We start from the raw sequence: 24892 nt of genomic DNA, 5'->3' as shown, positions 1-24892 counted from the left end.
CGTGAAAATTGTAAAAAGTCCCAGTCAGGAGTAGGACTTTTGTGTGTATTGCTCCCTTTAGGTGTAAATTCCTACGGGAGCTTTTTGTTTTTATGAAAGAGGTGGTAAAATGGCTAATTTTGAGCTTCCTAAGGAACTTCTTGACCAGTTAGCTCAGGGAGAGGTGCAAGCACTATTAGAAGGTCTTCAAGACCCAGAATTGCGCAAAAATCCTGCATTCCTTGCTAAGGTACGGCAGTTCCTTAAAGATAACAACTTCCTAACTACCATTGAAACCGAAGGGGTAACGGAAATTCAGCAGGACGTTTCCAATATCCCTGACTTGATGAGGTTAGTCGAATGATAGAAAGAAAAACAGAATGGACGAAACGTGACATTGAGAACGCTCAGGAGAATTTCTGGGCGTTCCTTTATATTGTATGGAAAAGTATTTCCCTGCCGCCACCTACACCCATACAGGTAGACATTGCAAACTATCTGCAACACCCACCCAGCGACCGTATCATCATCGAGGGCTTTCGAGGGGTGGCAAAATCCTTCATTACCTGTGCGTTTGTCGTGTGGTGCTTATGGCTTAATAGGCAGCTAAAGGTAGAAATTGTGTCGGCTTCTGGCGACCGTGCAGATGCCAATGCTCGCTTTATCAAGCAGATTATTCACACCATACCCTTCCTCGCTGATATGAAAGCGTCGAAGGAGCAGCTGGACACACAGAACATTTTTGACGTAGGGGGAGCAATTCCCGACATTTCCCCGTCGGTAAAGTCTATTGGTATCACAGGGCAGATTACAGGTACCCGTGCTGACATCCTGATTGCCGACGACGTAGAGGTGCCGAAGAATAGTGCGACACAGACGCAGCGAGAAAAACTGTCGGAAGCCGTCAAGGAATTTGATGCTATCTTGAAACCGAATGGACGCATTATATACCTTGGGACACCACAGACGGAATCGTCTCTCTATAACATCTTAGGCGACCGTGGGTACATCACCCGTATCTGGCCTGTCGTGTACCCAGCGTTGCATCAGGTGGAAGACCACTATGGACAGAACCTTGCTCCATTTATCTGGAATAAGCTAAAGGACGACCCGTCGCTCGAAGGCAAGCCTACAGACCCCTTGCGGTTCAATGAGGAAGAAATCTTCAAGCGGTCGTTGTCCTATGGCAAGGCTGGGTTCGCATTACAGTTTATGCTCAACACACGGCTCTCGGATGCCGAGAAGTATCCTCTGAAAGTGTCTGACCTCATCGTTACTGACCTTGATATGTACGAATCGTCCGTGAAGTGGTCTTGGGCGAAATCACGTGAAAACCTCATCAAGGATATTCCCTGTACGGCCATGAAGGGGGATTATTTCTACAGCGAGTTATCCCGTAGTCCCGACACGATGCCATATGACACCACGATCATGGCGATTGACCCTAGTGGGCGTGGCACTGATGAGACGTCCTACGTGGTCTTGAAGTATCTGAACGGATACCTGTTCTTGATGGATGTCGGCGGATACAGTGAGGGTTATAGTGACCTGACGCTTACCCAGCTTGCGACACGTGCTAGATTCTGGGATGTGGACTTAGTAATCGTCGAAGCCAACTTTGGGGATGGTATGTTTACCAAAGTCATGACACCGATATTCAACAAAATTCATCCCTGTGGTATCGAAGAAGTGAAATCCACAGGCCAAAAGGAAGCTCGTATTATTGATACCCTTGAACCTGTCATGATGCGACATAAGCTCATCGTGAACCGTCCGATAATTGAAGCGGACTACAAGGTATTTACGGAAAAGAAGTACGAGTATTCCCTTGTGTACCAGATGACCCGTTTGTGCAGGGAAAAGAACGCCCTGCCCCATGATGACCGTCTGGATGCCCTAGCAATGGGTGTTGGTCATTTTGTGGAAATGATGGATGTTGCAGACGAAGATAAAATCATGGAACTGACGGAAGAACAGCTTGAGCATTGGATGGAAGTCAGCGTGTTGGAAGAATATGCAAATATTGATTATAGACATGCAATGGTTAAAGCCATAAGGGACACGAGGTGAAATAGGTTGGTTGCACTAATACACTACGTCTAGGTTGGTTGCACTAATTGAAGAAGGTGCCAAAAGGTTACATATAGTACCAATAAGAACCATACAGCATCCATGAACATAGTATTGTATGAATAATTATTGTACTCATAAGTGCCCTTATGGTCTTATAAGTTCATTACGGTTCTTATGAGTTTCTATAGTCTAATTAATGATTATTAATTAATGATTCATAAGGTATCTCTATAGTTGATTATTAATGATTATCTATAGAGATACCTTTATTTGTTCTTATGCTTATCTTTATTTTCCCTTGTCATATTTTCATAGGAAGGAGAATGTGATATAATGCTTAATGGTTATCTCAAATTACCAAAGGAATCTTTTCTTACCACCCCTAACCATGTGTGGGAGAATCGTATCACCTTTACGCCACGGGAACTCCATGAGCTATTGGGTGTCCCGTTGTCAACAATTTATGCTTTGTGTGCTTCTGGTAAACTAAAAGCCTTCCGTGTAGGCTCACGGTGGCTGGTGCATCGGGACGGCTTGTACGACTTTCTACAAGACCAAATAGATAGCTCCATAATCCTATAAGCACTCATAAGCACTAATTAATGGGATGAACGGCATGGTTAAGCTGTTTTTGGTATATTATAAAACTATGCGACATGTTGCAATGGAGGTGCATTATGGCTACAGTTCAAGAAAAAATCGCTCAATTTCATGAAAAACTGAAAACCATTGAAATGGGCGGCGGTCAAAAACGCATTGATAAACAGCACGCACAAGGAAAGATGACGGCGCGGGAACGGCTGAACAAGCTCTTCGACGAAGGCAGCTTTACGGAAATCAGCCAGTTTATCCGCCATCGCTGCACGAATTTTAACATGCAGGAAAAAGACATTCCCGGTGACGGCGTCGTGACGGGATACGGCACCGTAAACGGCCGTCTCGTCTTCGCCTATGCCGAAGATTTCACCGTCGAAGGCGGTTCTCTCGGCGAGATGCATGCTCATAAAATCTGCCAGGTTCAGGAAATGGCCCTGAAGATGGGCGCTCCGATTATCGGCATCAACGACTCGGGCGGCGCGCGCATCCAGGAAGGCGTAGACGCCTTGTCCGGCTTCGGCCGCATTTTTATGAACAATACGTCGGCTTCGGGCGTCATTCCCCAGATCTCGGTCATCATGGGGCCCTGTGCCGGCGGCGCCGTATACAGCCCGGCTTTGACGGATTTCATTTTCATGGTTAAAAATACGTCGAATATGTTTATTACAGGCCCGGCAGTTATCAAATCGGTTACGGCCGAAGAAGTTTCGTCTGAAGAATTAGGCGGCGCTATGACGCACAATTCCGTGTCCGGCGTAGCTCACTTTGCCTGCGAAAACGAAGACGACTGCATTGCTAAAATCAAATATCTCCTCGACTTCCTGCCGAGCAACAACATGGAGGAAGCGCCTATCGCCGAAACGAACGACGATCCGCAGCGTCAGGACGAAAGCCTGAATTCGGTCATCCCCGACAGCAGCAACATGCCTTACGACATGCTCGACGTCATTAAATCCTGCGTTGACAACGGCGAAATCTATCAGGTATTGGAAAATTACGCCTTAAATATTATTACCTGCTTCGCCCGCTTCGATGGCCAGACTGTCGGCATCATTGCTAACCAACCGAAATTCCTGGCCGGCTGCCTGGACATCAACGCGTCCGATAAGGCGGCCCGCTTCATCCGCTTCTGCGACAGCTTTAACATCCCCCTCGTCACCTTCGTCGACGTGCCGGGCTTCCTGCCGGGAACGACGCAGGAATTCGGCGGCATCATCCGCCACGGCGCGAAGATGCTCTACGCGTATTGCGAAGCGACGGTGCCGAAGGTAACCGTTGTTACGCGCAAGGCTTACGGCGGCGCGTATATCGCCATGTGCTGCCGCCAGCTCGGCGCAGACATGGTATTTGCCTGGCCGACGGCTGAAATCGCCGTCATGGGTCCGGACGGCGCGGCCAATATCATCTTTAAGCGCGATCCGGAAAAAGAAAAGAAGAAGCAAGAATATATTACGGAATTTTCTACACCGTACAAAGCGGCGGAACACGGCTATGTAGACTGCATCATCGAGCCGAAGGAAACACGTCCCCGCATCATCGACGCCTTGGCTATGCTGTACAGCAAGCGGGAAGAACGCCCGTCTAAGAAGCACGGCAATATGCCGTTATAAGGGGAGGGATGGCTATGGATTTGCAACTATTGGCCCTGATCGTCTTGGCTATCCTGTGCGTGCTGCAGTGGCGTCATTCCGCAAGCCGCATGCAGGAGATGGAACGGAAGATTGCCGAGCTGGCAGAGGTGAAGGATGATTTGCAGCGCCTGTTGGCTAAGCAGGGGCAGCAGACTGCGCCTGCATCAGCATCGCAAACAGCCGCGCCGAAGGAAGAACCCGTTCCGACCCATGCCGTAGCGGCGCACCAGTCTGTCGTGCCCGTAGGGCAGCGGCAGCCCGCCGTCGTCGCCGCCCGTCCTATGGCGACTGTTCCGGCGGAACCGACGGCGCCGCAGGCCGACGTTTCCGACATTTCGCCGGAAGTCGTCGCCGTGATCATGGCGGCTGTCGCAGCTTACGGCTATTCGCCGGCGGCTATCCGCTCGATCAAAGCGAAAAAACGGCAGAATGCACACTGGATTATGGCCGGCCGCCTGGCCGGTATGCGGTAATAGATATATATATTTTTCGCCAGGAGGATATAGAATGAAAAAGTTTAAAATAACGGTAAATGGACAAGCATATGAAGTAGAAGTAGAAGAAATCGGCGGCGCTGCGCCCGCTCCTGCCGCCGTTCCGACTCCGGCCGCTCCTGCTCCGGCTCCGCAGCCTGCCGCACCGGCAGCTCCGGCCGCTGCGCCTGCGCCGGCGGCAGCTGCACCGTCTCCGGCCGCTATGGAACCGATTCCCGACGGCGCCGTCGTCATTAAAGCTCCCATGCCCGGCAAGATTTCGGCGCTGAAATCCGAAGCCGGCCAGGCTGTCAAACGGGGAGACGTCCTGCTCGTACTGGAAGCCATGAAGATGCAGAACGACATTACGGCTACGGCCGAAGGCAAGCTCCACAGCCTGCGGGTCAACGTAGGCGACAATGTCAAGACCGGCGACGCCTTGGCCGTTATCGTACAGTAAGAAAAAAGTATATCATATTGGCAACGGAGAGGGTCAAATTCTGCGCTGAATTTGGCCCTTTTGGCGTGCCTTCATTTGGACTCGGAATAGAGACGCGCTGCTGCAAGGTCTGCCAGAGGTAAAGAACCCGCCGGTTCGGCTGAACCGGCGGGTTGTGTCACACTGAATGGATTATTTTTTCAATTCTTTTTTCGCTTCGGCTTTAGCCAGGAAGGGAGCCGATTCGATGATGAAGCGGTCGTGCGTCGCTTCGCCGACCTTGCCGGCGTCGTCGAAAGCTTCGATTTTGAAGGACAGCTTCTTTCTGTCCTGTTCGACGAGGGTTGCTTTCGCCGTTACGGTCAGGCCGATAGGCGTTGCGGCCAGGTGCTTGACGCTGATGGCGATGCCGACGGTGTTGTAGCCTTCGGGAAGCTGGCTTTCGCAGGCCAGGATGGCTGCGTTTTCCATCAGGGCGACGAGGGCCGGCGTAGCGTATACGGGCGATTTGCCGCTGCCCATTTTGATGGCCGTATTGTCCAGTACGACGACTTCGGAAATTTCACCTTGCGAATTCGGTTTGATTGTAAAGTCCATGATTGTTCCTCCTAATTGCGATTAAATTACAGTACCACTATACCATACTTGCCAAGACTGTGCCACTATTTTTTGACACCGTACTTTAAATATTATAGAATAACGGTATTGGGAGTATCAACAATACGGAAATGTATCCAAATGAGGATGTGACAATGGTGAAGGTAAAAGCAGGAATACTCGCCGCGGCGGCCGTACTGTCCCTGACAATGCCGCTGCTGGCTAAAGACAAGGGGACGGAGACGCCCTTTCCGAACTGGGGGATTATCACCGTGCCCGACGGCCTGTATATGGAAGAAGGGTACCAGCCGCTGCTCACGGCGGAAAGCTACGGCAACGACGTGGCGGCTATGCTGGAACGGATTTATCCTATAGAGCCGCAGACGTATCAACTGGTAAAGCGGGACGGCGCTTCGTTCCAATACGGATATATGCTCCGCTACAGCGCCAATATTTGGGAGGTCGAAGCGGCCGTTGACCGGCAGCGCGAAAAGGCCGGCATACTGCACAGCGCCGGCGTCAAGCCGAATATGGACGTGCTCATGGAGCGTACGGCGGCGTTGATGAAGCAGTGCCTGCCCGAAGGCTTCAAGGTTGTGCAGCCTATGAGCGCCAAAAAGTTCAGAGGCCATATGTTTTATGAATGCACGCTCCAGCGCAAGCTTATCATCAACGAGACGAATTTTGCCGAAACGATACATTGCCTGGCCTGGCAGCACGGCAGCTCCGTAGAAATTGCCATCCTGTTCGCCAATGAAGCCAATCAGGACGACAGCTTGCTTTCCGTCATGACAGATATGCTGAAAAACGCTGAAAAAATGCCTAAAAAATAAATGAGGAGGAATACAGATGGTACGATTTGAATGCGATTATTTGGAGGGAGCGCCCTTGCCGGTGCTGGAAGCCATTGCCAAGGCTAATTTGGAGCAGAATCCGGGATATGGGTTCGACTCTCATTCCGACCATGCCCGCGACTTGATTCGCCAGGCTTGCCAGGCTCCGGAGGCCGGCGTATATTTCCTCGTCGGCGGCACCCAGGCCAACCTTACGGTCATCGCTTCCTGCCTGAAAAACTATCAGGGCGTCATTGCGCCGCAGACGTCCCATATTTTCAACCATGAAACGGGCGCTATCGAAGCGACGGGCCATAAAATCCTGTCGGTCGAAACGGCGGACGGAAAGCTGACAGCTCAGCAGGTACGCGACGTCTGCCAGGCGTACTGGAAGGAAACGCACGCCCTGTTCTTTGTACAGCCCGGCATGGTCTATATTTCCCAGACGACGGAGGTCGGCACCATGTACAGCCGTGCTGAAATCGCCGCCATTCACGACGTCTGCAAGGAATACGGCATGAAATTATTTGTCGACGGAGCCCGCCTCGGCTACGCCCTGGCCGCGCCGGACAGCGACATGACCCTGGCCGACCTGCCGCAGATCTGCGACGTCTTTACCGTCGGCGGCACCAAGCAGGGCGCCTTATTCGGCGAAGCCGTCGTCATTATGGACGAAGACCTGTCTAAGGAATTTCCCTACCACATCAAGCAGCGCGGCGGCCTCCTGGCCAAGGGCTGGCTCTTAGGCGTACAGTACGAAGCGCTGTTTACGGACGACTTATACATGAAGAGCGCCCGTCACGCCGCCGACCTGGCCGTCAAGGTGTACAAGGGCCTGAAAGAAGCGGGCTATTCCTTCTTGTACGAGCATCAGACGAACCAGCAGCTGCCGATTGTGACGGAAGAACAGCTGAAGACAATCAGCCAATCCTATTCGGTAGACCACTTCGCCGATTTACCCGACGGCCGCATTGCCATCCGCATCTGCACGTCCTGGGCGACGAAGGAAAAAGACGTCGACGCCCTGCTGGCCTTTATGAAGACGCTGAAATAAGCGGTATAACTCAACGATACAGAAAAGAACAGCCCTGAAACGGCGCGATTCCGTTTTCAGGGCTGTCTTTGTATATAGATACTGTTAGGAAATAACCCATTTGACGACGTATATTGCCAAGGGGATGGTGACGCAGGCGATGCCGATGATGTCGATGTATACGCCCGTCTTGATCATTTTGGTAATGGGGATGTAGCCGCTGGCGTACACGATGGCGTTCGGCGGCGTCGAGACGGGAAGCATGAAGCCCAGCGACGAGGCCAGGGCGATGGCTACGGCGACGGGAACAGGATTGAAGCCGGCCGCCATGGCAGCCGTAATGCCCAAGGGGCCGACCATGTTGGTAGCTGCCGTGTGGGACGTGAGCTCCGACATGAGGAGGGACATGACGGCGAATACGGCGATGAGGGCTACCTCCGACGGATTACCGCCGAGGGCGTCGATGATGAGCGTGCCGAACCATGTCGACAAGCCCGTTGCGTACATCATCGTACCCATCGATAGGCCGCCGCCGAAGAGGAGAAGGGTACCCCATTCGATGCCCTTAGCCGCTTCCTTCCACGACAAGGTGAACTGCCGTTCCTTGAAGTTGACCGGCAGGAGGAATAAGGCCAGCGCGCCGACGAGGGCGGCGACAGCTTCGGGGAACAGGCGGTTGTACAGCTTAATCATCGGGCTGCCCGGTTCGAGGACGATGCTCATGATGCCCGGCGTCACCCAGAGGACGATGGCGACGATAAAGGCGATCAGCGTATTTTTCTGGGCCCGCGTCCATTTTCCCAGCTCCTGGCGGCGGGCGGCGATGAATTCGTCGGCGCCGGCGATTTCCGAAACCTCCAGCGGATACATGCGGGCGAGGACGACGTAGGCGATGATGAAGTACAGGATCGTGCTGACGGCCCCCCAGACCATCCAGTCGAAGAAGGAGACATAAATGTGGCTCATTTCGCTCAGAAAGCCGACGATAATCAAGTTGGGCGGCGCGCCGATCGGCGTGAGCGACCCGCCGATGGATGCGGCATAGGCCGTCATGAGCATGATGCCCGTAGCGTATTTTGACGTGTGCAAGTCTAACATTTTGCCTTGGGCAGCGAACATTTCCTTAATAGCTCCTAACAACCCCAGGGCAATAGGGAACATCATAGCCGTCGTCGCCGTGTTGCTGACCCAGCCGGAGCACAGGGCCGTCGCCAGCCCCATGGCCAGGAGGATCTTCTTGGGATTCGAGCCGACCCAGCGGCGCGACAGGAGCCAAAAGGCGAAGCGCTTGTCCAGATGGTGATGCATCATGGCCGTCGCCAGCATGAAGCCGCCCATAAACAGGAAGATGAGCGGGTTGGCAAAGGCGCTGAAGGCCGTCGAGGCCGGTACGATGCCGATGACGACGGCCAGCGTCGGGCCGAGGAGCGCCGTGACCGGCAGGGGCAGCGGCTCTGTAATCCACCATAAGGCGACGAGCGTCATCAAGGCCAGCAGCTTATGGGCTGCCAGGGATAAGTCGGGCATGGGCGTTAAAAAGACGAGAAGGGCGCAGATAGGCGCGCCGAACAGACCGATGGTCCGCCTTCTCCGATCAAATGCAGATGTATGGCTCAATATAGGGCACCTCTTTCACATAAAATCAACTTGCCTGCGCGGAAGAAGGACGCGCAGATATAAGCAACCTATATTATAGCACTGTACTTTAAAGTATTGTAGAAATATACGTCATAATACAGAAAAAGAACTGAAAAATTTCAGTCCTTTTTCGTATACTTCTCTTATAAATTTGGCATAAGCTCTTTTAAGTGTTCCGTCAGCTTCATGTTTTCGCCGTAGTCGACGGGGCAGTCGATGATGACCGGCCGGTCCTGGGCGAAGGCCTCTTCCATCGTAGGCAGCAGGTCTTCCGTCTTTTCGATGCGGTAGCCTATGGCTCCGACGCTTTCGGCGAATTTCACGAAGTCCGGATTGGTGAAATCGACGTAGGCGTGATGGCCGAACTGCATGTCCTGCTTCCACTTGATGAGACCGTAGCTGCAGTCGTTGAAGATGAGGGTGACGAAATTCGTGCCCAAGCGGTAGGCCGTTTCAAACTCTTGGCAGTTCATCATGAAGCCGGCGTCGCCGGTAATCGCCAGGACCTTCTTGTTGGGATGGACGAGCTTGGCGGCGATGGCGCCGGGGACGGCGATGCCCATGGTTGCAAAGCCGTTGGAAATAATGCACGTATTGGGCTTGTAGCAGTTGTAGTGGCGGGCAATCCAGACCTTGTTGGCGCCGACGTCGGAAATGACGATGTCGTCTTCGCCCATGACCCGGCGGCAGTCGATGAGGGCCTTCTGCGGCTTGACTGGGAAGGACAGGTCGGAGGCGTAGCTTTCGTGTTCTTCCACCATGCGGCGGCGTATATCCAGGGCGTACGTCGGTTTCTGCAGGCGGGCGGCCTTTTCCAGGATGCGGCTCAGGGAGTCCGTAATATCGCCGACGACTTCTACGGCCGGTTCGTAGTTTTTGTTAATATCGGCCGGCATGGTATCGATGTGAATGATGTCGGCCTGGCTCAGATGCCACTTGGCCGGGGCGTATTCGATGATGTCATAGCCGATGGCGATGACCAGGCTGGCCCGTTCCAGTACCTTGGTTTGGTAATCTTCCATGGGAATGCCTACGGTCCACAGGGAATAGGGGTTGTCAAAGGGAATGACGCCCTTGGCCATCATCGTATTGATGACCGGGACTTTCAGCGTTTCGGCAAATTTTGTCAGCATCTCCGAGGCGTGGTTGCGAATGGCGCTGCTGCCGGCCAGGATGACCGGATTTTTGGCATAGGAAATCATGGCCGCCGCCGCTTCGATCTGCGACTGCAGGGCCGTTTCCGGCAGGATAGCCTTGCGCTGCATAGGCCGTTCCGTATCGGCGACGGGCATGTGGCTGATGTTTACGGGCAAGTCGATGAAGGTCGCCCCCGGTTTTTCCCGTTCGGCGTATTTGAAGGCCAGGCGGGTGATTTCCGCCATCGTATCGGGACGGACGACGGTGTAGGCCCGGCGGGTAATGGGCTCGAACATGGAGCGCAAATCTAAATACTGATGAGCCGTAATATGCATCTTATCCGTGCCGACCTGGCCGGAAATGGCGACGAGGGGCGCACCGTCGCAGTCGGCGTCGGCCACTCCCGTAATGAGATTCGTCGCGCCGGGGCCGAGGGTTGCCATGCAGACGCCGGCCTTGCCGGTCAAGCGGCCGTAGACGTCGGCCATAAAGGCCGCGCCCTGCTCGTGGCGGACGGTGATAAATTCGATTTTCGAACGTTCCAAGGCATTCATGATAGACAGGTTTTCTTCGCCGGGAATGCCGAATATGTAATGGACTCCCTCTTCTTCCAAGCATTCGACCAGTAAATCGGCCGTATTGCGCTGTTTTTTCGTTCTTGTCATAGGAAATCTCCTTTCGTCGCTGCGTATCTTGCCCGTATTATAGTATGACCACTGTACTTTTGCAATTTTATCCCGTATAATTTAATGTAAATTTAATATTTTTTCATGGCGGAAATGGGCTGTATATGCCGTATATATGCGGTTTTTCCGTCATCGAAAGGAAAGAATTATTTTAATATATGAAAATGCATTTTTAAGAATAGGAGCGTGCAGCTATGAACGTATTGATAAGCGCCTGCCTGCTGGGCTTTGCCTGCCGCTACGACGGGCAGCGCAAAGAGTATTCCGCCGTCGAAGAGTTGCTGAAGGAGAGAGACATTCACCTCATTCCCTTTTGTCCCGAGCAGGGCGGCGGACTGGCTACGCCGCGAGATCCGGCGGAACGGCAGGGCGATGCAGTTCGGACGCAAAGCGGCCGAGACGTGACAGAGCAGTATCACCGCGGCGCGGCGATGGCTTTAAATCTGGCGCAGACCTTCGGCTGCACTGTCGCCGTGCTGAAAGAAAAAAGCCCGTCCTGCGGCAGCGGCCGGATTTACGACGGCACGTTTACGCGGACGCTGACGGCTGGCGACGGCGTGACGGCGGAGCTGCTGAAGAAACACGGCATTACCGTCATCGGCGAAAGCCAGATCAAAGCCTTTTTGGCAAATCGCGCTGGAAAATAAGAGCTGTAAACTCGCGAGGCTACTTTACAGAAACTCCGCGATTCTTTACAATAGGGGAAGGCGCTTAGTTCGCCGAGTATATAGATTGCAGGATGGATACTTATGGATTGGAACGAAATACGAGTCAGCTCTTCAAAGAGCATGTCGGATAAATTATTTGACGAAATCAGCCGGCGCATTCTTTCCGGCGAGCTGCCGGAGGGCTATGTCTTTCCCAACGAAGCCGTTCTTTGCGAAGAGCTGCGCGTCGGCCGCAGTACGATTCGCGAGGCCTATAAGGCCCTGGAGCTGTCGGGCTACGTGACGCGGAGCAAAAAGGGGACCTTTGTCAACAGCCGCCTGGACATCTTGAGCGCTACGCCGATTAAGCAGGCCTTTGTCTCCGCCGACAGCCGGGATTTTAACGAATTCCGCGAAGTTGTCGAGGTCAGAAGCGCCGAGCTGGCGGCCGAACGGGCGACGAAAGAAGATATTGCCGCCTTGCAGGATATCATCAAGGCGAGTAAGGCTTTGTACGACGCCGGCCATATTGACGACGTCGCCGCCAAGGACATGGAGTTTCATCGGGCTATCAGCAAGATGAGCGGCAATAAGCTGATACTGTCCGTCATGGTGATCATGACGCTGGCGTGGAATAAAGGCGTGCGCCGCAACTTCTTTCATGCCATGACGCATAATCCGCAGATATTCCACGACATGTATTCGCAGCATGAAGCAGTCGTCCAAGCGATTGCCAGCGGCGACGCCGAACGGGCGGGAGCCGCCATGAAAGCCCACATCGGCTGCGTTACGGCACCTTTAGAATAAGAAATATAGAATGAGTACAAAATGACGCAGCAAATTGGCTGCGTTTTTTGTTTACCTGTTGACAAATCGCAAGTTGTCTGCTATGATTACATCATAAACGTTGTCAGACAAGATGTAATAAGTAACAAGGTTCGGTTTTTCACGTAATGGAGAGGAGAAGATGTATGTGAGTCAGTATGAAATGGATGAAAAGGGGACGAAATATCGCTGGCCCGTATTTATTTCTACGTTCTTGTCGTATATATTCGATAATTACGATAACGTTATCTTGGCGATATCCATGCCCGTCCTAATCAGCGTGCTGAATATTTCCTACGCCCAGGGCGGCCTGCTCGTGTCCGTCACGATGGTCGGTGCGGCGCTGGGCAGCATCATTCTGGGGACTGTCGCCGAAAACAGGGGACGGCGCTTTGCTCTGATTTTCAGCCTGGTAGCCTTTGGCCTCGGCACGGGCGTCATCATTTTCGTAGATGATTGGGAACATTGGATGATCCTGCGCTTCTTTACGGGCATTGCTATCGGCGGCGTGTGGGGGCCGTGCGTAGCCTTGGTCATGGAGCATTGGGCGCCGGCTTATCAGAGCCGCGTCACGTCTCTCGTACTGAGCATGTTTGCCGTGGCCTTCGTATTCGCGTCCTTTGCCGGGCGGATTTTCCTGACCATCGACTGGCGGATCTTGTTCCTGCTGGGCATGCTGTCCATCCCTATTGCCATATATACCTATGTGACAGTTCCTGCCGATACCGTTTCGTCGGGGCCGAAGGAAAAGAAGCAGAAGATCAGTATTTTTAACAGCTTTGTCGGTGAGACTCTTAAACGGGTTATCCTGGGGACGGCGCTGGTATTCTTCAGCTTGGGCGCCTTCTGGGGTGCGGCGACATGGATTCCGACTTTCCTCATTAAGGAGCGAGGACTCAGCCTGGTCATGATGGCCAATTTTTCCATCGTCATGTATATCGGCATGTTCGTCGGCTATCAGGTGTTTGGCTATTTAGGCGATAAGATTGGCCGCAAGAAATCTATTATGATATCCATCGTCCTATGCGTCGTCGCGATTCCGCTGTACGTATTCATCAGTGATGGGAACTTCTTATTCTGGTGGGGCGCTGTCGTCGGCTTCTCCATGTCCGGTCCCTTCGGCGTCGTCGGCGCGTATTTTTCCGAGTTATTCCCCGAGCATATCCGGGCCTTGGCCGGCGGGTTCTGCTTTAACATGGGACGCTTCGGCTCCGTCTTGGCTCCGCTGACAGTTGGCGTTCTCGGCCAGGTTTATGGATTGGAGTTCGGCATCGGCATTACGGCTGTCATGTTTGGTCTCTGCGGCGTCGTGCTGGCTTTTATGCCGGAAACGTATGCAGGGACTGTTGTAAAAGAAGAAGCAGCGGCATAATTTTTTTTACCACAATATACATCATGTCAGACATAATATGAATATATAATACTTTACTAACACGTATTTAACAATGAGAGGAGCTTTTTATCATGGCACAACAAACTATTCCTAAGAGCGACGGCAGAGGCATTATTTCCGGTACGTATGTCACGGCAAATCAGGACATCGACCGCCAGCAGTGGCTGGAAGACTGCTATCCCGAATGGGGAACCTTTTTGAATCAGGAAATTGCGACGTATAAGGTGCCGGAAGGCCAGGTTGCTTTGTGGTGGTGCGGCGGACCGTCGTGGGTATTGAAAACCGACGAAGGCGGTATTTACTGGATCGACCAGTACTGCGGCCCGTCTTTGTATACAGAAGCCGTCGGCAACTGCGGCGTCTGCAAGCAGGCCGGCGCGAAGAGCATCAACTGGCTTCGCCTCAACCCGCAGGTCATCGATCCGTGGCAGTTTAAAGGCTTGGACGGCGCGTTCATTACGCACATGCATCAGGACCACTGTGATTTGTACGCTGTCAAAGCGGCTTTGAAGACGACGGACGTAAAATTTTATGCGCCGTACATGGCCTGTAAGAAGCTCCGCGGTTTTGAAGTTCCCGAATCGCGCATTCACATGACCCGTTTAGGTGAAAGCGTGCAGCTCAAAGGCGCGACAGTAGAATTCCTCATGTGCTACGACGATACGGCGATCCGTACGACGGAAGGCCCCGACGTACTGCCTTATGAATTGGCCTGCACGAGCTTCTTGTTCCGCACCAGCGCCGGCAATATCCTGTTTATGGGCGATACATGGTTTAACGACGGCTATACGCAGATTGGCAACGATTACGACATCGACGTAGCCATCGCCGACATGGGATTCAACGCGCCCGGCGCGACGGACAAGATGACGCCGTACGACTGCGTGCGCGTCAGCAAGGCCTTAAACGCCAAGGTCTTCATTCCCGATCACTACGACAACTGGGCCAACTGCGCCGGCGATCCGTCCATGCTGACGAGAGAACTGGAATATCTCGGCAAGGACGTCTGCCCGAATACACAGATCACGATCATGGCCTGCGGCGGACGCTACCTCTATCCGCAGGATAAGCACATGACCCGCTATGCCTATCCCGACGGCAGCGAAGATTATCATTTCGAACGAGGCGAAGTCTACAAGCGCATCCAGCATCAGCACCAGCAAGTTATGGAAATGCTGAAAAGCAACGAAAAGTAATACGTAATTTTATATCGTTTTGGTAAGGGAGAGAATGCACTATGGCAAAAAAAGAAAGAAAAATCATCGTAACAGCCGCCGTCACCGGCGCGATCCATACGCCCTCTATGTCGCCGTATTTACCCTGCGGCGTGCAGGGCATTTCGCAGGCGGCCATTGACGCCGCCAACGCCGGCGCGTCGATGGTTCACATCCACGCCCGGGAAGACAACGGCAAACCGACGTCGGACCTCGACACGATGGGGCAGATTCTCAGCCGCATTAAAGAAAACAGCGACGTCATCATCGGCATTACGACAGGCGGCGCGATCGGCATGAGCGTCGAAGAACGAATGGCCTCTATTCCTCGCTTCAAGCCGGAAATCGCCTCGTTTAACAGCGGCTCCGTTAACTTTAACCTGGCCGGCCTGGCCGCTTCTATTGAAGCTAACCCTACATACGATTGGGAAGTCCCCTTCCTCAAGGGAACGGAAAAAAACGTATTCCAAAATACCTTTGCCGACATGAAGAAATGCCTTGACATGATGCATGAAGCCGGTACGGTGCCGGAATTTGAAGTCTTCGATTTGGGACAGCTCAACAACATCAAGACCCTTCACAAACAGGGCCTCATTCGCGAACCGCTGTACTTCCAGTTCGTTCCCGGCGTCATGGGCGGTATTCCGATGACGGCGGAAAACCTGATGTACTTCGTAAACCACGTCAAGGCCGATTACGGCGACAAGGCCAACTTCTCCATGGTAGCCGGCGGCCGCCGCTCCTTCCGCTTTGAAACCATGTCGGTGATCCTCGGCGGCAACATGCGCGTCGGCATGGAAGACAGCCTGTACATCAATCCGCAGGGAGAACTTGCTGTCAGCAACGCCCAGCAAGTAGAAAAGGTCGTCAAGATTCTTCATGACCTCGATTTTGAAATCGCAACGCCCGACGAAGCGCGCGAAATCCTGCAGACGAAGGGTAGGGACAAGGTCAACTTCTAATATGAGAAATTTGCAACATCATATTCATTGACGGCATGAAAGACTGTGCCATAGAATAAAGAATAGAATACGCAGCAAAACTGGTACACAAGGAGGGTTTCCTATGCGAAGCGATTTGATGAAACATGGCGTAGACCGTATCCCGCACCGCGCGCTGTTCCGCGCCCTGGGGTTTACGCAGGAAGAATTGGACCGGCCGCTCATCGGCGTCGTCTGCGCCCAGAATGAAATTATTCCCGGCCATATGCATTTAGATACGATTGCCGAAGCGGTCAAGGCGGGCATCCGCATGGCCGGCGGCACGCCTGTCGAATTCCCGGCTATCGGCGTCTGCGACGGCATCGCCATGAACCACGAAGGTATGTTTTATTCCCTGCCGAGCCGCGAGCACATCGCCGATTCGGTAGAAATCATGGCCAACGCCCATCCCTTCGACGGGTTGGTATTCATTCCGAACTGCGATAAAATCGTACCCGGCATGATTATGGCGGCCCTGCGCGTCAATATTCCGTCTATCTTCTGCAGCGGCGGCCCCATGCTGCCGGGGCGGGCCAACGGCAAGACCGTCGCCCTGACCGACGCCTTTGAAGCGCCCGGAGCCGTCCATACGGGCCGCATGAGCATGGACGAAGCCGACGATATCGTCGAGCATTCCTGTCCCGGCTGCGGTAGCTGCGCCGGCATGTTTACGGCTAATTCCATGAACTGCATGACGGAGCTTCTCGGGCTCGGCCTGCCCGGCAACGGCACCATTCCGGCCGTAGACAGCCAGCGCATCCTGTTGGCAAAGCATGCTGGCATGAAGGTCATGGACTTAGTCCGCGACAACGTCCGGCCCCGCGATATCGTGACGGACAAAGCCATTTACAACGGCCTGTGCGCTGATATGGCTCTGGGCTGCTCGACCAATACGATGCTTCACCTGCCGGCTATCGCTCACGAAGCCGGTCTGAAATTCGACTTGAACGGCGTCAACGCCATCAGCGACAAGGTGCCGCATATCGTCAAGCTCAATCCGGCAGGACATCATTTCCTTGTCGATTTGAACAATGCCGGCGGACTCAGCGCCGTCATGAAGCGCCTCGACGACATGGGCCTCATCGATACGACGGCCCGCACCGTTGACGGCACCTGGGCCGACCGCATAGCAGGGGCCTGCATCGCCGATGAAGACGTCATTCGCGACAGAGAACACGCCTACAGCCAGACCGGCGGATTGGCCGTCTTGTACGGCAACCTCGCTCCCGACGGAGCCGTCGTCAAAAAGGGTGCCGTGCTGCCTGAAATGATGGTTCACGTCGGACCGGCAAAATGCTTCGACAGCGAAGAAGCCTGCAGCAAGGGCTTAGTCGAAGGAAAGGTCGTTTCCGGCGACGTCGTCATCGTCCGCTATGAAGGGCCGAAGGGCGGGCCGGGTATGCGCGAAATGCTCGGGCCGACGGCGACCTTGGCCGGCATGGGCCTTGACAGCACCTGTGCCCTCGTGACGGACGGACGATTCTCCGGCGTCAGCCGCGGCGCGTCCATCGGCCATGTATCGCCGGAAGCGGCGGCAGGAGGACTGCTGGCCTACGTGCAGGACGGCGACCAGATTTCCATCGACATTCCTAATCATAAGATCGAACTCCTCGTCGATGAAGATGAAATTGCCCACCGCAAGGCTTCTATCATCCCGCAGCCTCCTAAGAAGGTGACTGGCTACCTGAAACGGTACCGGGCTATGGTCAGCAGCGCAAACTACGGCGCAATTTTAGACCGCGAAGACGATTAGTACATTCACCCTTACCTCTACAAATTACATACAAAGGAAACACAGCGTCGTGCGGTAACGGTACGGCGCTGTGTTTCCGTATGCGTTCTGTGACGAAAAGTATGATATAATAAAACCTATACGGATTAGGTTTTTGAGGTTTTGACAAAAGGATGTAAGGTATCATGCTGTATAATCCCTTATTAGATACGTTTGTATGCGTCGCTGAAGCGGGCAGCTTCAATAAGGCGGCGGAGGAGTTGTTTATTTCGGCTCCCGCCGTGATTAAGCAGATCAACAGCTTGGAACAGGAGGTAAGGCTTCGCCTGTTTGTGCGGACGCATCGGGGCTTAACGCTGACGGAAGCGGGCAAGTCGCTGTACAAGGATGCCCTGTATATGCGGAAGTATTCTGACGGTGCGCTGGACCGGGCCCGCGTCATGGCGCGTCAGGAAGGCCCCTGCATCCGCATTGGCACGTCCCTCATGACGCCTGTCGACATTTTGCTGGAGCTATGGCCGCGCATATATAAGCAGATTCCCGACGTCAAATTTCAGGTCGTGCCCTTTGACAACACGCCGGAAAACGCCAGGGAGATTTTGCGGAATCTGGGCGAGCGCATTGATATCGTTGCCGGCGTGTTTGACGAGGGCATGCTGGCCTATCATCCCTATTGCCGGACTATCGAGATTGCAGACGTGCCGGTTTGCGGCGCCGTCAGCCTGGATCATCCCTTAGCGAGGAAGGAACGGCTATGCTGGTCTGATTTGGCTGGCGAGACGCTGTACATGATCAAGCCCGGCTGGTCTACGACGATGGACGCGTTGCGGCAGACGATTGAACGGGACTATCCTGATATTCACATTCAGACCTTTGATTTTTATAACGCCCAGGTATTTAACGCCTGTGAAAACGGCCATGCCGTGCTCATCGCCTTTCCCTTCTGGAAGGCCGTGCATCCGCTGCTGAAGATTATTTCCATCGACGAGGCCGGCAGCATGCCCTATTGTATTGTGCACAGCCCGAAGCCAAACGGCACGACGCAGCGTTTTTTAGACGCTGTCACTCATATTGTGAAGACGCCTGTATAAACCAATCGTTTATACGGTAAAACTAACCGAGACTTCTGTGGGAGTCCCGGTTTTTTTATACTATAGATATCAGGAGGGGAGGTTGATACCGATGAAATCAATATGGATTGCAGCCGCCGTCATGGCGTCGCTGGCGGCAAGTCCTGCTTCTGCCATGAAGCCGGTGACGATCGCAGACCAGGGCAGCTTTATGGCCGGCGGAACGGTCGTCACAGCTCCGGGAGCCTATGGCGGCAATACCAATCCGCTGAATCAGGCTGGACAGACGCTGCACGGCGACCACGCCTACGTGTTTTATCAGATACCGGCTCAGGCCCACAATACGGCGCTGGTTTTCCTGCACGGGTACGGTCAGTCCGGCAAGACCTGGGAAACGACGCCTGACGGGCGCGACGGATTTCAAAATATTTTTTTAGAAAAAGGCTATAAGACCTATATTGCAGACCAGCCGCGGCGCGGCAGAGCCGGCCGGTCGACGGAGCCGCAGGCTATCGGCGCTGTGCCTGACGACCAGCTGTGGTACAACAATTTCCGTATTGGCCAGTGGCCGCAGAAATTTGACAATGTCCAGGTCAGGGATGACGCGGTGTGGCGGGATCAGTTTTTCCGGCAAATGACGCCCGATACGGGAGCCTATGACGAAGCCGTTATCAGCGACGCTATGAAGGCTGTGTTTGGCAAAGCCGGCGACGGCGTGTGTATCACCCATTCTCAAGGAGGCGGGCCGGGCTGGCGTACGGCCATAAAGAGCAGCCATGTCAAAGGCATTATCGCCCTCGAGCCGGGGACGTTTTTTTTTCCTGAAGGGCAGGTGCCGCCTGTAGAGGAGACGACGAGCCCCTTCCCGGCGGCTGGCGTAGGCGTTCCGATGGACGACTTCATGAAGCTGACCCGCATTCCCGTGCTGGTGCTGTACGGTGGCAATATCCCGGCGGAGCAGACGCCTGTCTGGGGATTGGACAACTGGCGGGTGCGCCTGAACCTTGCTAAGGCCTGGGTCGACGCGGTGAACCGCTGCGGCGGCGACGCGACGCTTATCTATTTGCCCGATATAGGGATATACGGCAACACGCATTTTCTCATGTCGGATTTAAATAACCGGGACGTCGCCGATGTCATGGAACGGTGGATGAAAGAAAAACATTTTGATTAATATGGATTAATAAGGAGAGAGAGAGTATGAACTATATTACCTTAAATAACGGCGTAGAAATGCCTGCCGTCGGATACGGCGTCTATCAGGTTTCGCCGGACGAATGCGTGCGTTGCGTCGAAGACGCCCTGCATGCAGGGTACCGCCTCATCGACACGGCGCAGTCCTATGACAATGAATACGAAGTAGGGCAAGGGCTACGGCAGTCCGGCGTCGTGCGCGGCGACATCTTTTTGACGACGAAAATCTGGATTGCCAATGCCGGATACGAAAAGGCGAAGGCGTCGATCGACGATTCCCTGCGCCGTCTCCAGACTGATTATATCGATCTCATGCTGATTCATCAGCCCTTCGGCGACTATTACGGAACGTACCGGGCCATGGAAGAGGCGTATAAGGCCGGCAAGCTGCGGGCTATCGGCGTATCTAATTTCTTTGCCGACCGCCTCATCGACTTGTGCCACAATGTGGAAGTCATGCCGGCAGTGAATCAGGTAGAAACGCACGTATTCCATCAGCAGGCGGAGCTGCACGCTATTATGGACAAGTACAGCGTCGTTCACGAATCCTGGGGCCCCTTTGCCGAAGGCCGCAAGGATTTCTTTACTCATCCTGTGCTGCAGCGCATCGGCGCGGCTCACCACAAGACGGCAGCCCAGGCGGCGCTGCGCTTCCTCCTGCAGAAGGATATCGTCGTCATTCCCAAGTCGGTCCATAAGGATCGCATGACCCAAAATCTCGATATTTTCGATTTTTCTTTATCGGACAGCGAAATGAAGGAGCTCGAAGGACTGGATGAAAAGGAAAGCCTGTTTTTCTCTCACTACGACCCGAAGATGGTCGAATGGTTTTATGACATGGTAAAGGCCCGGAAGCTGCGGAAGTAGGGGCGGAACGGCAGAAAAAAAGCCCTGCCGCAAGGCAGGGTCTGCTGTGATCTATTAAAGGGCGTCGTCGATGATGGCCTCAGCTATTTTTTCTCTGTCGGCGTCGCAGATGGTAAGCTCGCCTGACTCCAGGGCTTTTTGGTAGAAATTGCGTTTCCACCGCAGCGTCGCCAGGATTTTCTGCAAGTCGGCGATTTGCTGCTCTATTTCTTCCTGCTTGCGGACGAATAGTTCGTAGCGTTTTTGGACGGACGGGAAGCCTTCTTCACACCAGTCGATGTACTGGCTGATGTCCTGGAGGCTCATGCCGGCCTTTTTCAGGCATTCGATGGTGTTGAGCATGACGACGTCTTTCTGCGTGTAGACGCGGCGGCCGTTGGGCAGGCGCTTGATATGGCGCAGCAAGCCCTGGTCTTCGTAATAGCGGAGCGTCGGCGTGGAAATATTCATTTTCTGCGCTAATTCGCCGATGGTGTATTCCATGAAATGTCACCTCGTTTATCGTAACATCATTGCATTTCCTATTGACATCAAGTTGACTTGAAGTTTTAAACTAATTATATCAAAGGCGAGAGATATTGGCAACGTACATTTCTTTCGCTGCGAGACTTATAACCATAGAAAATCTAAAGTATCGGGAGGCATGTATTATGAAAACGTATAAAAAAGCATTGCTGTGCGCTTTACTGGGAACGGCCGCGATGGGCGTCGGCTTTACGCCGGCTTATGCCGCGGCGGCGAACGCCGTACCGCCTATCGGCACGCGTCATTTACCTGTATTTAACAAGCAAAGCGGCCAGGCGAAGACCTTTGCCAATGTACCGGTAGAAGATGTCGTCAAATACAAGGGCAATCCGTACGGCCTTGTCTACGACGGGGCTATTAAGGAAAATGTGCCGGGCCAGGTCAATATTCATCCTATTACATACGACCTGAACGGCATTCAGATTGCCGCCAACGTCTATACGCCGGCGAACTACGACCCCAATAAGTCTTATGCAGCTGTCGTCGTCGCCCATCCGAACGGCGGCACGAAGGAACAGGTCGCCGGCCTGTACGCCCAGCTGCTGGCTGAACAGGGATATATCACGATTGCCGCCGACGCGTCCTACCAGGGAGCCAGCGGCGGATATCCCCGCCATACCGATAAGCCCCAGTACCGCGTCGAAGATATTCACGGCATGGTCGACATTATTTCCCTCTATCCCGGCGTAGATGAAAGCCGCATCGGCGCGCTGGGCATTTGCGGAGGCGGCGGCTATACGCTGAAGGCCGTCCAGACAGACCCGCGCGTCAAGGCCGTGGCGACGCTGAGCATGTTCAACAGCGGCATCGTCCGTAAGGACGGCTACGGCGCTACGACCCCTGACCCGGCCGTAGCGCAGAAGACCATCGCCCAAGCTGCGGCGGCCCGTCAGAAAGAAGTGACGACGGGACAAATCGACTATACGCCGCGGACGGAAAAAGTCCTTACGCCGGAACAGGCCGACAAGCTGCCCTTTGATTTGTACCGCGAAGGCTATTATTACTACGGCGTCAACTACGCCCATCCCAATTCGACCTTTACGTATACGGTCAGCAGCCTGATGGATTTGACGGCCTTCGACGCCTCGCACAACATGGATTTGATTCATCAGCCCTTGCTCATGATTGCCGGTGAAAAGGCCGACTCGCTGTACATGACGCAGGACGCGTTTTCCAAGGCGACGGGGACGAAGGATAAAGAGTTGTTCCTCGTGCCGGGAGCGACGCATATCCAGACCTACTGGGTACCGGAATACGTCGATATTATTTCTCAGAAGCTGACGAGCTTCTTTAACGGACATTTGAAATAATGGGGGAGCGATCCATGAAGAAGACGATACTTACGGCCATAGCGGCTCTCATGGTGTCGGCGTCGGCCTTGGCGGCCGGCCCGGCGCCGGATGGACAGGTCGTTACGCGTGCTGGTACGAATCCGTCTGTCTCTGTGCCGAAGGCCAACTTTACAGGGCAGGCCCGCATGGAAACCCTGTTTAAGGCCCAGGGGAAGTTTACGGCGTACGGAGCCAGCGTCACCTTTGAGCCCGGCGCTCGGACGCACTGGCATATTCATCCGAACGGGCAGGTACTCATCGTCACGGCTGGCGTCGGCTACACGCAGGAATGGGGGAAGGCTGTGCAGACGATTTATCCCGGCGACGTCGTATGGTGCCCGCCAGGCATCAAGCATTGGCACGGCGCGACAGCTGCGACGGCTATGAGCCATACGGCGATTTCCCAGGTTGGGGACCCTGTTGTCTGGCTGGAAGAAGTCGGTGATACTTCGTATCCGAAATAAGGCGCAGCGGGCGCGCGGGATGCGTAGGGGGCGATCTTGCGCGTTTTGCGCCGCAGCTGTGAAGGCAACACGTATTTTTAGGAGGACCTATCATGAACAAACGAAAATTAGCAGCTTTATTATTGGCCGCTATGACGGCCCTTACGGTGACGGCCTGCGCTACGTCGGATACGGCTTCGCAGCAGGAGACGAAACCGGCGGCGCAGCAGACGAAGCCTGTTGTCGACGCCGACGCCTCGGCTTCTATTAAGGGCGCGGCCGTGCCGGAAGCGAAATCCGGCGGTCAGAGCCGCGTTGCCGTCGTGTATTTCTCCGAGCCGGAAACGGCGCAGAAGTACGACGTACAGGGTTCGACGCAGTACGTGGCCCAGGTGATTCAGGATAAGACGGGCGCCGATATATTCCGTATCGAACGGCAAGTCGATTATCCGACGGATCATGACGCCCTGACCGACCAGGCGAAGAGCGAACGGGAGCAAGGTGTTCATCCGGCCATTAAGGATACTATCGGCGATTTGAGCCGGTACGACACGATTTTCCTCGGCTATCCTATTTGGTGGTACGACGCGCCTATGCCGGTGTACACCTTCCTGGACAATTACGATTTGTCCGGCAAGCAGATATACGTCTTTGCGACGCACGGCGGCAGCGGACTGACGGGAACGGTGGAACGCCTGCAGGCAGCCGAGCCGGGCGCGCAATTCGGCAGCAGCGCCTTTGCTGTATACCGCACGGATATTGCGTCGACGTCGCCTATTTACGCCTGGTTAGGAAATTTGGGATATAAATAATCGTGAAGAAGGGAGCGGAGGAGTATGAAACAACGATTGCTTTTCTTAATGTCCCTGTTCGTTCTGATGACCGTCGGCGGCGCGGCTTTCGCGGCAGCTCCGGCGGAGGATAAGGTGCTGTCGCCTCGGCAGGAGTCGATCGTCGTCATATCGGCCTTTGCTGCCCAAGGCGATTTGGAAAGCTTGAAGACTGCTTTGGCTGACGGATTAAACAACGGCCTGACGGTCAACGAAGAAAAGGAACTGCTGGTACAGCTCTATGCTTATGCCGGATTTCCCCGCAGCCTGAACGGACTGAATACGCTCATGACGGTGCTGGAAGAACGAAAGGCTCGCGGCATTACCGATACGATGGGGCCTGACGCCGACCCAGTCGATCCGAACCGAGATCGTCACGCCATTGGCGATGCGAACCAGACGAAGCTTGTCGGCCACCCGGTCAAGGGGAACGTGTATGAATTTTGCCCGACGATCAGCGATTTTCTGAAGGAGCATCTTTTCGGAGATATTTTTGAACGGACGGTTCTGATGTGGAACGAACGGGAACTGGCTACCGTATCTATGCTGGCAGGCATCGGCAACGTCAACGCTCAGCTGGCGTCTCATATGAACGTAGCTATGCATAACGGCGTGACGGGCGATCAGCTGAAAGCCATGGCGAAGCTGCTGGGACAGCGCGTCGGCAAGGCGGCAGGCGATAACGCCATGACGGTAGCGAAAAGAGTATTAGGCGAATAAATGAT

Annotated in this window: 25 protein-coding genes; 21 read left to right on the top strand and 4 right to left on the bottom strand. The window is 54.0% G+C overall.

What is annotated here, in order from left to right:
• The first annotated feature begins 109 nt into the window (after positions 1-109).
• The 6 genes from DKB62_RS02285 to DKB62_RS02260 all read left to right on the top strand — a co-directional run bounded on the left by DKB62_RS02285 (position 110) and on the right by DKB62_RS02260 (position 5213).
• Positions 110-343, top strand: a complete 234-nt coding sequence (locus DKB62_RS02285; RefSeq protein WP_107195866.1) for a hypothetical protein — start codon at positions 110-112, stop codon at positions 341-343.
• Positions 340-2049, top strand: coding sequence for a phage terminase large subunit (terL, locus tag DKB62_RS02280; protein WP_107195867.1), 1710 nt, complete (start codon positions 340-342; stop codon positions 2047-2049). The genes DKB62_RS02285 and terL overlap by 4 nt, the downstream gene beginning before the upstream one ends.
• Before the next feature lie 336 nt (positions 2050-2385).
• Entirely contained in the window at positions 2386-2634 is a 249-nt protein-coding gene (locus DKB62_RS12945) for a helix-turn-helix domain-containing protein (protein ID WP_107195868.1), read from the top strand.
• Between the two features lie 95 nt (positions 2635-2729).
• On the top strand, positions 2730-4259 hold the full coding sequence (gene mmdA / locus DKB62_RS02270; RefSeq protein ID WP_087477154.1) for a methylmalonyl-CoA decarboxylase subunit alpha: 1530 nt from the start codon (positions 2730-2732) through the stop codon (positions 4257-4259).
• A 14-nt stretch (positions 4260-4273) separates the two neighbouring features.
• On the top strand, positions 4274-4753 hold the full coding sequence (locus DKB62_RS12755; protein ID WP_232818777.1) for a hypothetical protein: 480 nt from the start codon (positions 4274-4276) through the stop codon (positions 4751-4753).
• A 34-nt stretch (positions 4754-4787) separates the two neighbouring features.
• Complete coding sequence (locus tag DKB62_RS02260; protein ID WP_107195869.1) at positions 4788-5213, top strand: biotin/lipoyl-containing protein; 426 nt, start codon at positions 4788-4790, stop codon at positions 5211-5213.
• A 171-nt stretch (positions 5214-5384) separates the two neighbouring features.
• On the opposite strand, the gene DKB62_RS02255 is transcribed toward DKB62_RS02260, so the two are convergent.
• A complete protein-coding gene (locus DKB62_RS02255) occupies positions 5385-5789 on the bottom strand; it encodes a thioesterase family protein (protein ID WP_095629344.1) in 405 nt (134 codons plus the stop codon).
• 155 nt (positions 5790-5944) lie between these two features.
• Between DKB62_RS02255 and DKB62_RS02250 the strand changes: the two genes are divergently transcribed.
• The gene (locus DKB62_RS02250) at positions 5945-6622 is read left to right on the top strand and encodes a hypothetical protein (RefSeq protein ID WP_232818778.1); all 678 of its coding nucleotides are present in this window, start codon (positions 5945-5947) and stop codon (positions 6620-6622) included.
• Positions 6623-6638: 16 nt separating this feature from the next.
• The gene (locus DKB62_RS02245) at positions 6639-7676 is read left to right on the top strand and encodes a threonine aldolase family protein (RefSeq protein ID WP_107195870.1); all 1038 of its coding nucleotides are present in this window, start codon (positions 6639-6641) and stop codon (positions 7674-7676) included.
• Positions 7677-7760: 84 nt separating this feature from the next.
• Here DKB62_RS02245 and DKB62_RS02240 read toward each other — a convergent pair whose 3' ends face one another.
• Both DKB62_RS02240 and DKB62_RS02235 read right to left on the bottom strand, forming a co-directional pair.
• A complete protein-coding gene (locus DKB62_RS02240; RefSeq protein ID WP_198643473.1) occupies positions 7761-9272 on the bottom strand; it encodes an SLC13 family permease in 1512 nt (503 codons plus the stop codon).
• 164 nt (positions 9273-9436) lie between these two features.
• On the bottom strand, positions 9437-11095 hold the full coding sequence (locus DKB62_RS02235) for an acetolactate synthase large subunit (protein ID WP_107195871.1): 1659 nt from the start codon (positions 11093-11095) through the stop codon (positions 9437-9439).
• 215 nt (positions 11096-11310) lie between these two features.
• On the opposite strand from DKB62_RS02235, the gene DKB62_RS02230 reads away from it, so the two are divergent.
• The 9 genes from DKB62_RS02230 (at position 11311) to DKB62_RS02190 (ending at position 21038) form a co-directional block, all read left to right on the top strand.
• Positions 11311-11763, top strand: coding sequence for a 2-thiouracil desulfurase family protein (locus DKB62_RS02230; RefSeq protein ID WP_107195872.1), 453 nt, complete (start codon positions 11311-11313; stop codon positions 11761-11763).
• Positions 11764-11865: 102 nt separating this feature from the next.
• On the top strand, positions 11866-12570 hold the full coding sequence (locus DKB62_RS02225; protein ID WP_107195873.1) for a FadR/GntR family transcriptional regulator: 705 nt from the start codon (positions 11866-11868) through the stop codon (positions 12568-12570).
• A gap of 166 nt (positions 12571-12736) precedes the next feature.
• A complete protein-coding gene (locus tag DKB62_RS02220) occupies positions 12737-13960 on the top strand; it encodes an MFS transporter (protein ID WP_157949678.1) in 1224 nt (407 codons plus the stop codon).
• Positions 13961-14052: 92 nt separating this feature from the next.
• Complete coding sequence (locus tag DKB62_RS02215) at positions 14053-15177, top strand: MBL fold metallo-hydrolase (RefSeq protein WP_107195875.1); 1125 nt, start codon at positions 14053-14055, stop codon at positions 15175-15177.
• A gap of 41 nt (positions 15178-15218) precedes the next feature.
• Positions 15219-16157, top strand: a complete 939-nt coding sequence (locus tag DKB62_RS02210; protein ID WP_107195876.1) for a beta-keto acid cleavage family enzyme — start codon at positions 15219-15221, stop codon at positions 16155-16157.
• A 103-nt stretch (positions 16158-16260) separates the two neighbouring features.
• The gene (ilvD, locus tag DKB62_RS02205; protein WP_107195877.1) at positions 16261-17928 is read left to right on the top strand and encodes a dihydroxy-acid dehydratase; all 1668 of its coding nucleotides are present in this window, start codon (positions 16261-16263) and stop codon (positions 17926-17928) included.
• Positions 17929-18092: 164 nt separating this feature from the next.
• Entirely contained in the window at positions 18093-18998 is a 906-nt protein-coding gene (locus DKB62_RS02200) for a LysR family transcriptional regulator (protein WP_095629817.1), read from the top strand.
• A 91-nt stretch (positions 18999-19089) separates the two neighbouring features.
• Positions 19090-20151, top strand: coding sequence for an alpha/beta hydrolase (locus DKB62_RS02195; protein WP_107195878.1), 1062 nt, complete (start codon positions 19090-19092; stop codon positions 20149-20151).
• A gap of 26 nt (positions 20152-20177) precedes the next feature.
• Positions 20178-21038, top strand: a complete 861-nt coding sequence (locus tag DKB62_RS02190) for an aldo/keto reductase (protein ID WP_107195879.1) — start codon at positions 20178-20180, stop codon at positions 21036-21038.
• A gap of 54 nt (positions 21039-21092) precedes the next feature.
• On the opposite strand, the gene DKB62_RS02185 is transcribed toward DKB62_RS02190, so the two are convergent.
• Positions 21093-21521, bottom strand: coding sequence for a MerR family transcriptional regulator (locus DKB62_RS02185; protein WP_095629820.1), 429 nt, complete (start codon positions 21519-21521; stop codon positions 21093-21095).
• A gap of 167 nt (positions 21522-21688) precedes the next feature.
• Here DKB62_RS02185 and DKB62_RS02180 point away from each other — a divergent pair, with 167 nt between their 5' ends.
• From DKB62_RS02180 to DKB62_RS02165, 4 genes are all read left to right on the top strand, one after another.
• A complete protein-coding gene (locus DKB62_RS02180) occupies positions 21689-22873 on the top strand; it encodes an alpha/beta hydrolase (RefSeq protein WP_198643474.1) in 1185 nt (394 codons plus the stop codon).
• Between the two features lie 14 nt (positions 22874-22887).
• The gene (locus tag DKB62_RS02175) at positions 22888-23358 is read left to right on the top strand and encodes a (R)-mandelonitrile lyase (RefSeq protein ID WP_107195880.1); all 471 of its coding nucleotides are present in this window, start codon (positions 22888-22890) and stop codon (positions 23356-23358) included.
• A 92-nt stretch (positions 23359-23450) separates the two neighbouring features.
• Positions 23451-24149 carry a flavodoxin gene (locus tag DKB62_RS02170; RefSeq protein WP_107195881.1) on the top strand — a complete coding sequence of 233 codons (699 nt, stop codon included), beginning with the start codon at positions 23451-23453 and terminating at the stop codon, positions 24147-24149.
• 24 nt (positions 24150-24173) lie between these two features.
• A complete protein-coding gene (locus DKB62_RS02165; RefSeq protein ID WP_107195882.1) occupies positions 24174-24887 on the top strand; it encodes a carboxymuconolactone decarboxylase family protein in 714 nt (237 codons plus the stop codon).
• The last annotated feature ends 5 nt before the right edge of the window (positions 24888-24892 follow it).

The organism is Megasphaera stantonii (genome assembly GCF_003367905.1).
In the GTDB taxonomy this organism is placed as follows: domain Bacteria; phylum Bacillota; class Negativicutes; order Veillonellales; family Megasphaeraceae; genus Megasphaera; species Megasphaera stantonii.
Note: the sequence above shows the minus strand (reverse complement) of the source record. Positions and strands in the feature narration are given on the sequence as shown.